The following is a 13,130-nucleotide window of genomic DNA, read 5'->3' as shown; positions in this document are numbered from 1 at the left end:
GATGGCAGTAAAGAGATTCATATTGAGTGGAGGTGGCACAGGAGGGCATATCTATCCTGCCATTGCTATTGCCAATGAGCTTAAATCCCGTTTTCCTGATTGTGAGATACTTTTTGTGGGAGCAAAAGATAAAATGGAAATGCAAAAGGTTCCTCAGGCGGGTTACAAGATAAAAGGATTGTGGATAGCAGGTATACAAAGAAAGCTAACGCTGGATAATGCACTGTTGCCTGTAAAAATGATTGACAGCCTGTTTAAGGCAAGAAATATAGTAAGACAGTTTAAGCCTGATGTGGTAATAGGAACAGGTGGTTTTGCCAGCGGACCTTTACTAAGGGCAGCGTCGTTTTTAGGAGTGCCAACGGTAATACAGGAGCAAAACTCCTTTCCGGGTATAACGAATAAGTGGCTGTCTAAAAAAGCAGATGCCATTTGTGTGGCTTACGATAATCTGGACAGGTTTTTTCCTGCTTCAAAAATTGTATTTACAGGAAATCCTGTAAGACAGGATTTGATAAACGTAAGCGGAAAAAGAGATGAAGCTGTAGCTCATTTCGGGTTAGATCCTAACAAAAAAATATTGCTTGTTTTGGGAGGAAGCCTTGGGTCAAGAAGAATTAACCAGCTTATTGCAAAAGAACTGGCGTGGCTTTTAGCTCAGGATGTACAGATAATATGGCAGTGCGGTAAACTGTATTATGAAGAATACAGGCATTATGGAGATGATAAGCAGGTTCAGGTGCTGTCATTTATAGACAGGATGGGTCTTGTGTATGCTGCTGCCGATGTAGTTATATCACGTTCAGGGGCATCATCGGTTTCAGAACTTTGTATAGTGGGCAAGCCGGTGTTATTTATACCGTCGCCTAATGTGGCAGAAGATCACCAGACGAAGAATGCGCAGGCAATTGTGGATAAGGATGGTGCGCTGCTTTTAAAAGAAGTACAGTTGGATACCCAGTTCCAAAATGTGTTCTCTGATTTGATAACCAATGAAGGGAAACAGCAAAAACTGAGTGAGAATATTAAAAAGCTGGCAAAGGCAAATGCCACAAATGATATAGTAGAAGAAATTATAAAACTGATTAAGTAGGGCTTAAGTATATATGGATTTAAACCAGATACATAACGTTTATTTTATAGGTATAGGAGGCATCGGTATGAGTGCCCTGGCCCGCTATTTTAAATCTATAGGTAAAAATGTGGCAGGGTACGACCGTACTTCAACGCATCTTACCGATGAGCTTAAGAAAAACGGAATACGTGTACATTTTGAAGACAGTATTGCGCTTATAGACCTGCCGTTCCTTAATAAAAGCAATACGCTTGTGGTGGTGACACCGGCAGTGCCTAAGGAGCATTTTCAGTGGAACTACTTCCTTAAAAATGGATTTGTAGTTAAAAAAAGAGCAGAAGTACTGGGTATAATCACTAAAGGGACTTATTGCTTTGCTGTTGCAGGTACACATGGTAAAACAACTACATCAAGCATACTGGGGCATATACTGTATCAGAGCAAAGTAGATGTAACCGCATTTTTAGGTGGTATTGTTGAGAATTATAATTCTAATATAGTAGGTGAGGGTAAAACGTTAACCGTAGCTGAGGCTGATGAGTTTGACCGTTCGTTTTTACACCTGCACCCTGATGTGGCCTGTGTAACCTCTATGGATGCCGACCATTTGGATATTTATGGAGACAGTTCGGCTATTGAGGCATCGTTTGCCGAATTTGCCGATAAGGTTAAGGATAAAAAGAAACTCTTTATAACAAAAGGACTGCCTCTTGAAGGGGTGACTGTAGGTGCCGAAAACGGAAGTGATTACAATGCGGTAAACATAAGGATAGAAAACGGATGGTATATTTTTGATGCCGAGACTCCGCAAGGTAAAATAGGAGATATAAAGTTTGCGCTTCCGGGCAGGCATAATCTAACCAATGCTTTAATGGCACTGGCTATGGCTAAGACCTATGGCGTGTCCGATGATGATATCAAATCGGCACTGGAAACTTTTAAAGGAGTAAAAAGAAGGTTTTCTTACCAAATTAAAAAGGACAACCTGATTTATATTGACGACTATGCACATCACCCAACAGAAATTGATGCCGTACATCAGGCGGTATCAGAACTGTATCCTGATAAGAAAGTACTGGCTGTGTTTCAGCCCCATCTTTTTAGCAGGACGAGGGATTTTATAGACGGATTTGCACGAAGCCTTTCGGCTTTTGATAATATAGTGTTGCTGGATATTTATCCTGCAAGGGAACTGCCTATTGAAGGAGTAACTTCAAAATGGCTTTTGGATAAAATTGATAATCCGAACAAGAAACTGATTTCAAAAAAGGACCTGATTCCGTTTTTGAAAATGACAGATGCTTCTGTGATTGTTACAATAGGAGCTGGAGATATAGGAGAGATGGTTCCTGATATAAAAAAGGTGCTTGATGAAAAGAATTAACTGGGATAATATAAGGCTTTTTGTAATCGCTGTAGTGGTTATTTTCCTTTATTCCTTTTCTGCAAAAAGGAACGTAAGCAGGCATTTTGTGTCTGCCGATGTTGAATTTGCGGATAATGAGGAGTTTATTACCCTTGATAAAGTTAATAAGTTGTTGATACAAAATTTTAACAGTGTAACGAGCATAACGAAAGATAAATTAGATTTGAATAGCGTGGAGAAAAGACTCGAATCAAATCCTATGATTGATGATGCAGAGGTGTTCGCTACAGTAGACGGCAAGCTAAAGGCAATTGTTAAGCAAAGAGTACCAGTTGCAAGGATTTTTGAAGGAGGAGAGTCGTATTACATTGATTATAAGGGGAGTGAAATGCCGCTATCCGAAAATTCAACAGCTAGGGTTTTGTTAGTAAACGGAGCCCTTAACGGCGTTGATAAAACTAAGCTTTACTCGTTAGTAAAATATATATATGACGATGATTTTTTAAGAAAGAATATCATTGGGATAGAGATTACCCCTACAGGATCGCTAAAAATGATGAGCCGAAATTATAGTTATGTGATACTTTTCGGGAAGATGGTAAATGTAGAGAAGAAGTTTAATAATTATAAGGCATTTTTTCAAAATGCAGTAAGGGATACATTGATTGAGAATTACAAAACGATAAATCTGAAATTTACACAACAGGTTGTGTGCGCCAAAAAATAGGATATGGAAAAAGAAAGCATTGCAGTAGGTTTAGATATCGGGACAACAAAGATTGTTGCCATGATAGGCAAGAAAAATGAGTATGGGAAACTTGAGATTTTAGGTGTTGGTAAATCCAAAAGCCTGGGTGTAGCCAGAGGAGTTGTTAATAATATTACACAAACTATCCAGTCGATACAGCAGGCGGTACAGGAAGCCGAAGCTGATTCAGGATATAAAATACATGATGTGGTGGTGGGTATTGCCGGCCAGCACATTCGCAGCATTCAGCACAGCGATTACATTAGCAGGAGCAATCCTGAAGAAGTGATTGGGGATGCAGATATTGATCTTTTAATTAATCAGGTTCACAAACTGGCTATGTTGCCGGGTGAAGAAATTATCCACGTATTGCCTCAGGAATTTAAAATTGACGGGCAAACTGAGATAAAAGAGCCTATAGGTATGTATGGCGGCAGGCTTGAGGCCAGCTTTCATGTAGTGGTAGGGCAGGCTTCGTCAATCAGGAATGTGGGCAGATGTATTAAGAGTTCAGGGCTTGACCTTTCAGGGTTAACGTTAGAGCCGCTTGCTTCGGCCGATGCGGTGCTTAGCCAGGAAGAGAAAGAGGCAGGTGTAGCGCTTATTGATATAGGGGGTGGTACAACAGACCTTGCCATATTTAAAGATGGTATTATACGCCACACAGCAGTAGTGCCATTTGGAGGAAACGTAATAACAGAAGATATAAAAGAAGGCTGCTCTATTATAGAAAAACAGGCAGAGCTGCTTAAAGTGAAGTTTGGTTCGGCCTGGCCGGGTGAAAACAAGGATAACGAAATTGTTTCCATACCGGGCCTGAGAGGCAGGGAGCCTAAAGAGATTTCGCTTAAAAACCTTTCTAAAATTATCCATGCCAGAGTAGTGGAAATTATAGAGCAGGTATTTGCAGAGATTAAGGCTTACGGTCATGAAGATCCGCGCAAAAAACTGATAGCAGGTATAGTGCTAACAGGAGGTGGGTCTCAGCTTAAGCATATAAAACAGCTTGTGGAGTACATTACCGGTATGGATACCAGAATAGGTTACCCTAACGAGCACCTTGCCGGAAATTCTGATGAGGAAATATCAAGTCCGCTTTATGCAACGGCAGTGGGGCTTGTTATGAACAGCATCAGAAACAACACAAGGAGTGCAACACCTGTAAATGAGGTGAGGCAGCCGGAGCCGGTAAGGCATCAGCCAATGCAAACAGAGGCCAGAACTGCAGAAGCGGTTGAAGAGCTGGAAGAAGTAGCTGTAGAAAAAGAAAAGAGTATTGATGACTCTACCGAGAAAAAGGTTAAGAGGTCATTTTTTGATAAATATATAGATAGGATTAAAGAATTTTTAGATAACGCAGAGTAAAACCCGATTGATTATGATGAGCAATGAAGAATTTGGAAGTATTTCGTTTGATTTACCTAAAAACCAATCAAACGTAATCAAGGTAATTGGTGTAGGCGGTGGCGGTAGCAACGCTATTAACCACATGTTTAAGCAGGGAATCAAGGGAGTAGATTTTGTAGTATGTAATACTGACTCACAGGCGCTTCAAAACAGTCCGGTGCCAAACAAGATACAGTTAGGAGTTAGTCTTACCGAAGGTCTTGGGGCGGGAGCAAATCCCGAAGTTGGACAGCAGTCTGCTTTAGAGAGCATTGAGGAAATCGAAAAAATGCTGGATACAAATACCAAAATGGTATTTATCACGGCAGGTATGGGCGGTGGTACCGGTACAGGTGCTGCTCCTGTAATTGCTAAACTGGCAAAAGAGAGAGATGTACTTACTGTGGGTATTGTAACCATACCTTTTCAGTTTGAGGGTAAAGTACGCTCTGAACAGGCCCTTCAGGGTGTGGAAAGGTTACGAAAGCAGGTTGACTCTTTAATCGTTATCAATAATAATAAATTAAGGGAAGTGTATGGTAACCTTGGCTTTAAAGCCGGTTTCTCTAAAGCTGACGAAGTATTAGCGACAGCTTCAAGAGGTATTGCAGAGGTTATTACACATCACTATACTCAGAATATTGACCTTAAGGATGCCAAAACAGTATTGGCAAACAGTGGTACCGCTATAATGGGATCTGCAGTAGCAACAGGCGAAAGCCGTGCAAAAGATGCTATTGTAGATGCATTGGATTCGCCACTTCTTAACGATAATAAAATTACAGGTGCTAAAAACGTATTGTTGCTAATCGTTTCGGGTACTAATGAGATTACTATTGATGAGATAGGTGAAATTAACGACCATATCCAGTCGGAAGCAGGATTTAATGCTAACATCATTATGGGTGTTGGTGAAGATGAGACTTTAGGCGAGGCTATTGCGGTTACAATTATTGCTACCGGCTTTAATGTTGAGCAGCAAAACGAAATTGTTAATACAGAGCCTAAAAAGATTATCCATGCACTTGAAGAAGAGCAAAAACTGGTAAGCGACCTGAGTCAGAAATCAGTAATATCTTCATTTGATTTTGCTTCACCCGCTAAGGAAGAGCCAAAACCTGAGGTTAAGGCAGAGGTTCCTGTAGAGGAAGAGAAAGTGGTGTTTACGCTTGAAGAAGAAGTGGAAGAGGAAATACAACAGCCGGTTGCGGAAACAAAGATTGAGGCAGAAGCCGGACTTATCCCCACTACTGATTATATAAACAATCTTGATGTGTTTTTTGAGATAGTTTCTCCGGTTAAAGAAGAGCCTAAAAAATTCGAACCTGAGATTTTTGAACCGGTAATTAAAGATGTCAGAGAAATAGAGGTTGTAGATCCGGAGTTTGTTATCGCTCCTAAAGAAGAGCAGATAAGCTTTTCTTTTGACCTTACAACTGATAATGTAAAAAGGGAAGAAAGAACTTTGTTCTCTCTTAATGATGAAACTAAAGATATTAAGGTTAAGGATGCTGTACAGGTTGTGCCTATGACAGAGCTTAACGAAACTGGTGTTGTAAGATATTCGTTGGAAGAGTATCTTGAAAAAGAGAATGAGCTTTTATCTTCTAAGCCGGTTGCTAAGGTAGAAGAGCCTGTAGACGAAGAGCTGAATATTACATTTAAGAAATCGGAGGAGCCGGTTAAGGCAGAAACAAACCAGGCTGATATTTCTCCGGTTGAAATGACTATAGATGAGACCTTAAGGTTAAGGGCAGAAGAGCGCAGAAGAAAAATGAAGGAGTTTAATTATAAATTCCATAACAGTTCTGCAAGGATAGATGAAATTGAAAAAGAGCCTGCTTATAAAAGGATGGGAATAGATCTTAATGCATCAAAGCCTGACAACAGTAAATCACGCTTTTCATTAGGAACAGACAGTAACGACGACTTACAGTTACGATCTAACAATTCTTTCCTTCACGACAATGTAGATTAAACTAACCCAAATGTGATCCTTTAACCCGAAAGCACTTTATACTTTCGGGTTAATTTTTTTATATTCGCATTCATATTTTAAAAATCTGTACTTATGAGTTTACAAACGCAAATCATGGACGCCATGAAAACAGCCATGAAGGCAAAAGATACAGTAACCCTTGAGGCGCTACGTGCTATTAAATCGGCATTATTACTGGCTCAGACTGAAAGTGGTGCTAAAGAAGAATTAGCAGAGGAAGAAGAGATAAAGCTGCTTCAAAAACTTGTTAAGCAAAGAAAAGACAGTGCTGCCATCTATACACAACAAGGTAGGGAAGACCTTGCTGCTCCTGAAATTGAACAGGCAGCGGTTATAGAGAAATTCCTTCCGGCTCAGTTAAGCGAAGAAGAGGTGGAAGCCAAAGTTAAACAGATAATTGAAGCTAACGGTTTCTCTGGTATGGCTGATATGGGTAAAACCATGGGTATTGCTTCAAAAGAGCTTGCCGGTAGCGCGGATGGTAAAACAATATCTGCAGTGGTAAAAAGGCTTTTAGCATAAAAAAATAATTAGAGTTTGATAGGTTTTCTGAAAACTGACAAACTTTAGAGGCCGCGTAGTTCAACTGGATAGAATATCAGATTTCGGCTCTGAGGGTTGGGGGTTCGAACCCCTCCGCGGTCACAATAAAGCGTCATAAGTAACTTTACTCATGGCGCTTTATTATTGTATCTTCTGGATAAGCTTTTATTGAAGGATTTTTCTTTCTTTGATTAATTCTTTTTTTAATTGTTGAAAATCATTAATAATGTAATTAATTAGGGCTTTGTTTATAATATTTTAAATATTACTTAACGCTTAAAAAACTTTAATGGTAAGGAGGTGTTGTTTTATTTTTAGTTAAAGTGTAAAAAAAACTTAGCTTTTTCGAATAATGTATACAGATTGTTTTGAATTTTAAGCCTGCATTAAAAATATAACATACGCATGTAATTTTGTTTTTTTTAACAAAAAAATTAAAATATAAATAACGTTAAGTTTTTCTGATTCATATTTTTAGTATTTTCGAAACGTTAAACAAACTGCTAAAATATTTAATATGAAAAGAATTACCCTATTGCTTTTCATGCTCTTTAGTGCTCTTTGCGGATATTCGCAGCTTGCACAGGAAGGGTTTGAAGGTACATGGCCCCCTACTGGATGGGGCATTTACAACAACGGGTCTGGAAACCTTAAATTTTGGACACAAACTCCAGGGGGAACAGCACTTCCGTTTCCTGCTCATGAAGGAACTTATTCAGCAATGGTTGATAAAGAGAACGTTCCTGATACAAACCCGGTTCCTCAGGACTGGTTGGTGACACCTTCGTTTACTGTTCCGGCAAACCCACAGTTACGATTTTTCTCCCGTTTAGGTATACCAGGAGATGACGGAAGTCTTTACCGTATAATGGTAACTACTGATCCTGATGCATCTAACTTAGCGGCTTATACTCAGGTAATGGAATGGGAAGAGGATGAGATTAATCCTGTACAGACGGAGTATACGGAGATATTACTTCCTTTAGATGGTTTGACGCCGGGTACAACTGTGCGTCTGGCTTTCGTTTTGGTTGGTGATGATGGTGACCGTTGGTTAATTGATAATGTTTCGGTATCAGAACAGTGTATGATACCAGAAAACCTTTTGGCTGAAAACCCTACTTTAAATTCGGCTCATTTAACATGGGATGCGGGTTCTGCTACACAGTGGGAAGTTGAAGTTCTTCCGATTTCTGAGCCATCTACAGGTTCTGGTGTTACTGTTACAGGTACGGCAGAATACGATCCTGTACTTCTTGAAGATACTCAGTACAAGTTTTTTGTAAAGGCTGTTTGTGAGGAAGGTGTGAATGAAAGTGAATGGGCTGGTCCATTCTATTTTAACACTCCGGGCTTAGGTGATACATGTAATGCACCTTTAGAAATAGCATCACTTCCTTTCTCAACCACTGATAACACATCAAACTATGGAAATGATTATAGTGGTAATCCGGGTTTAACCTGTGTAGAATGGGATTGGCAGGAGTATCTTAACGGAGATGATGTAGTTTATTCTTATACAGCAACTGCGGATGGTACTATAAGTGTAGAATTTTATGATGCAGTATCCGATGCTGCCATATTTATTTATGATTCATGCGATGATATAGGTGTTAACTGTCTTGATGGCGGTGTCTTCCCTTGGGATGAGACACCTGTAGAAATCCCTCTTTTCCCTGTTACTGCAGGGACTACTTATTACTTTGTAGTTTCAAGTTGGGGTCCGTTTCCGCAGGTGACTCCTTACACATTAGTAATTCAGGAGGTTCACTGTGAAAAGCCTGTAGGTTTACCAACAACAAGTATTGGTCTTACTACCGCAGATTTATCATGGACAAATCCAAGTGGTGCCACCTCATGGGAATATGTTGTTCAGGCTCCGGGTTCAGGTGTACCAACTGGCGCTGGTGAAACAGCAGACAGTAATACAAACTTTACAGTAGATGATTTAACTCAGTCTACTCCTTATGAATATTATGTAAGGGCAGACTGTGGTGATGGTACTTTTAGTGCCTGGGCAGGACCATACTACTTTAATACAATGGTGTGTGAAGTAGCAGATCAGTGTACACTAACATTTACACTAACTTCTCAGTGGGGAGGTTTTGATGATAACACAATGAACGTTTCTCAAAACGGGGTTGTACTTGCTGTACTAGGCCCTGATTTTACTTGGGAAGATGGTACCGGACCTATAGAAATTGAAGTTCAGGTATGTAATGGTATCCCTGTAGACCTATTTTGGAATGCAGGAGGATGGGGTAACCAGGTTGGTGTTTCAATAACAAACTCTTTTAATCAGGTTATGTATGAAAAACCAATTGGTACTGGTTCATCAGGAACGCTACTTTATTCAGGTATGGTAGATTGTGATAATCCACTTTGTATACCTCCTACAAGCCTTACTACTTCTAATGAAACTATGACTACGGCAGACCTAAGTTGGTTAGGTACAGATCCTGGTCAGTGGGAATACTATATTGTTGAGGCTGGAGAGCCTGCTCCTACAGATGCTACAGATGGCGAGCCTACAGATACTAATCCTGTAACTGCTGATGGTTTAGAACCTGCAACAAACTATGAATATTATGTAAGATACGTTTGTTCTGATACTGAAAACAGTGCTTGGGCAGGTCCTTATGCATTTAATACTGAAGTATGTGATGAATCTGAAAAATGTTTATTCACATTTGAAATGACCAGCGAAAATGGATGGGGTTGGGAAGATAATACAATGATAATATCTCAGGGAGGAGTTCCTGTGGCTACATTAGATCCTGATTTCTGGGGTTATTCAGGCACAGTACAAATACCTTTATGTCCGGATGTTGATATTGAGGTGTTCTGGAATGTAGGTGGATGGACTCCTGATGATAAAGGTCTTGTAATATACAGTCCGTTTGCAGAGGATGTATATACAATGTTGCCGGGTACACAAACACAGGGAACTGTTGTTATTGCTGGTCCTGTAACTTGTGATCCTCCACCATGCCCTAAACCGCAAAACTTAACAGCTACAGACTTACAGCTTAACTCAGCTTTATTAGGTTGGGATGAAATGGGATCTGCAGATACTTGGGAAATTTGGGTTTTACCTTACGGATCTCCGGCACCAACAGAGCCGGGAGAAGTTACAAACGATAACCCTTATTTAGCTGATGAGCTTACTTCTGGTACTCCATATGTATTCTATGTAAGAGCTAATTGTGGAGAAGAAGATGGTTACAGTACATGGTCAGGTCCGTTTGTATTTACAACAGCTATTTCAAATGATTTTTGTGATGGAGCAGTTCCTGTACCTGTAAACCCTGGTATTGATTGTGATGAGATAATTTCAGGAACATTAACAGGTGCTACTTCTTCAGGGCAAATGGCCAGTTGTAACTGGCAGGCTCCAACATATGATGTTTGGTACTCATTTGTTGCAACTGAAGCTACACACTCAATTTCACTTACTAACATGAATGGTGGTTCTTATAACCTGACCGTTTATGAAGGTGAAGATTGTACTTCACTAACAGATGTATATTGTGATTGGAATACCGCAGCAACTGTGTCTGGCCTTACTCCGGGAGAAACATACTATATTCAGGTATTTACTGATTGGTTGGATAATCCGTCAGCGCCAACTTCTTTTGATTTATGTGTAGTAACTCCTGCTTCAATTACAGCTGATAATACAACTTATTCTGTAGAAGAACTTGTAACCGAAATACTAATAACTTCAGAGTGTGCTACAGTAAATAATATTACATGGTCTACCGGTATTTCAAACGATTGGGGAGGTCAAAATGGTATTGCTATGTTTGAAAAAGGCTTATCTGCTTTCCCACTAAATAAAGGGATTATACTTTCAACAGGTGATGCTATGAAATCGCCTGGACCTAATACTGGTTTCTTAGGAGATGGTTTTTGGCCGGGTGATACTGATTTGTTCAATTATATAACTGAGTCAGGAATTGATCCAGATTTATGGAGTTATAATGATGCTACTGTGCTGGAATTTGATTTCGTTCCGTTAACAAACCATATCAGTTTCCCATTTGTTTTTGCATCTGAAGAGTATGGAACTTTCCAGTGTAATTTCTCTGATGCATTTGCTTTCTTCCTTACTGATATGGATGCGGAAACGCCGGTGACAGAAAATCTCGCTGTTATACCTGGAACTGATATACCGGTATCGGTTGTAACGATTAGAAATGAGCTATATAACAGTAGTTGTGGTTCGGCTAACGAAGCTTATTTTGATGCTTATTATGAACAGGGAGATATGGCCGCTGCAATTAACTATAATGGTAATACAGTACAAATGGCTGCTCAAGCTGATGTTATAATGGGACATACTTATCATATTAAGCTTGTAATTGCTGATAGAAATGATAGTTCTTATGACTCAGCTGTATTCATCGGACCGTTTGATATTGGTCAGATTAATCTTGGAGACGACTTAATTGTTGAGAACGGTACTGCATTATGTGAAGGAGGGGAGTATGTGTTAGATTCTAACATAAATGCTGAAGATTATGATATTATATGGACTTATACAGATGAGGATGGTGTTGCGACAGAGCTTGAGGATACAGGTTCTACAATAGTTGTTACACAGCCGGGTACTTATACTATTAGTGCTACATACTTAGCGTCAACTTGTATTGGAAATGACTCTGTAGTTATAGAGTACTTCCCTTCAGTTAACGATGCTGTAGATTTATTTGCTTGTGACAGTTCAGGATTCGATACTTTTGATTTGTCTCAAAACGACGCAGTAATTCTTGCAGGTTTCAATGCTGCAGATTATGAAGTTACATATTACCCTACTGAAGAGGATGCTATGGCTGAGACCAATGCTGTAGATATGATGTTTACAAACACTGTTCAGTTTGGTCAGCCATTATTTGCAAGAGTTGAAGGTCTTGTTACCGGATGTGTTGCGGTAAAACCGTTTAATGTTGTTGTGGAAGATAATCCGCCAACGTTTACAGTAACCGAAAGTTTCTCAATTTGTGAGGGTGCTGCAGGTACTATAACAGTAACTCCGATTGATTTTGATCCTGCTGATGTTGAATTTAGCTGGACATTAGATGGTGCAGGTCTTCCTGATTCAGGAATCAGTATTACAGCTACAGAAGGTGGTATCTATGAAGTTACCGTAAACAATAACGGATGTGTTAATACAGAAGCTATTGAGGTAATAGTAGTGCCTATGCCTGTTGCAGATGTAATCGAAGACTTTACATCATGTGGAGCATATACACTGCCGGCACTTAGCGATAACAATGCTTACTATACAGGTCCTGGAGCTACAGGCGAAATGCTTGCAGCAGGCACTGAAATAGCTATAGGTCAGACTATTTATATTTATGCAGATGCAGCAGCTGATTTTGGTGACTGTTCTGATGAGAGCAGCTTTACCGTAACTGTTGTTCCGGCTCCTGAATTTGAGGTTACCGGAGACTGTATAAATAATGAATTTTTACTACAGGTTAACTTCCTTGACGGAATGTATAATGAAGATAACGTAACATTTGAATGGACAGATGCTAATGGTGCTACTGTTTCATCTGATCCATCTGTTGTGGCAACAATGGCTGGTGTTTATCAGGTTACTGTAATTCCTTCCGGATATGAGGAAAGTTGTCCTTTCTTAGGCGAGTTTGAAGTTGAAAACCCTAACTGTCTAATCCCTCGTGGTATCTCTCCAAATGGTGACGATATGAATGATGCGTTTGATCTTACCGGATTTAACGTTTCTAAACTGAGCATCTTTAACCGTTATGGTCAGGAGGTTTACAGTAGAACGGATTATACTAACGAGTGGTATGGACTTGACAAACATGGAAAAGAACTTCCTACAGGAACATACTTCTATTCTATGGAGCGCGCTAATGGCGACAATAGAACAGGTTGGGTTTACATCAACCGTGAGGTAGACTAATAAACTAATTTAAGGAATCAAGACTCAGGAACCCTTTTTTAAAAGGGCTCCTGGTCCTTCCTTTGCCTAACAAAAAAG

7 protein-coding genes and 1 tRNA gene are annotated in these 13,130 nt (G+C 39.8%); all 8 read left to right on the top strand.

Annotated elements, in window-relative coordinates; all coding sequences use genetic code 11:
• The first annotated feature begins 1 nt into the window (after position 1).
• Positions 2-1,093 (top strand): undecaprenyldiphospho-muramoylpentapeptide beta-N-acetylglucosaminyltransferase, encoded by a 1,092-nt coding sequence (gene murG / locus NU09_RS15685; protein WP_129752257.1) that lies wholly within the window; start codon positions 2-4, stop codon positions 1,091-1,093.
• Positions 1,094-1,106: 13 nt separating this feature from the next.
• Positions 1,107-2,459: a UDP-N-acetylmuramate--L-alanine ligase gene (gene murC / locus NU09_RS15680; protein WP_129752256.1), complete on the top strand. Its 1,353-nt coding sequence runs from the start codon at positions 1,107-1,109 to the stop codon at positions 2,457-2,459.
• Positions 2,446-3,168, top strand: coding sequence for a cell division protein FtsQ/DivIB (locus tag NU09_RS15675; RefSeq protein WP_129752255.1), 723 nt, complete (start codon positions 2,446-2,448; stop codon positions 3,166-3,168). Before murC ends, NU09_RS15675 begins: the two co-directional genes overlap by 14 nt.
• A 3-nt stretch (positions 3,169-3,171) precedes the next feature.
• A complete protein-coding gene (ftsA, locus tag NU09_RS15670; protein WP_129752254.1) occupies positions 3,172-4,554 on the top strand; it encodes a cell division protein FtsA in 1,383 nt (460 codons plus the stop codon).
• A gap of 13 nt (positions 4,555-4,567) precedes the next feature.
• Positions 4,568-6,553: a cell division protein FtsZ gene (ftsZ, locus tag NU09_RS15665; protein WP_129752253.1), complete on the top strand. Its 1,986-nt coding sequence runs from the start codon at positions 4,568-4,570 to the stop codon at positions 6,551-6,553.
• 93 nt (positions 6,554-6,646) lie between these two features.
• Positions 6,647-7,096, top strand: a complete 450-nt coding sequence (locus NU09_RS15660) for a GatB/YqeY domain-containing protein (RefSeq protein ID WP_129752252.1) — start codon at positions 6,647-6,649, stop codon at positions 7,094-7,096.
• A gap of 49 nt (positions 7,097-7,145) precedes the next feature.
• Positions 7,146-7,219 (top strand) — tRNA-Arg (locus tag NU09_RS15655).
• Positions 7,220-7,634: 415 nt separating this feature from the next.
• The gene (locus tag NU09_RS15650) at positions 7,635-13,052 is read left to right on the top strand and encodes a choice-of-anchor L domain-containing protein (protein ID WP_129752251.1); all 5,418 of its coding nucleotides are present in this window, start codon (positions 7,635-7,637) and stop codon (positions 13,050-13,052) included.
• Positions 13,053-13,130 lie beyond the last annotated feature (78 nt).

The organism is Flavobacterium beibuense (genome assembly GCF_004151245.1).
Classification (GTDB): Bacteria; Bacteroidota; Bacteroidia; order Flavobacteriales; family Flavobacteriaceae; genus Flavobacterium; species Flavobacterium beibuense_A.
The sequence above is the reverse complement of the archived record's forward strand: the minus strand, read 5'-3'. Positions and strand labels throughout refer to the sequence as shown.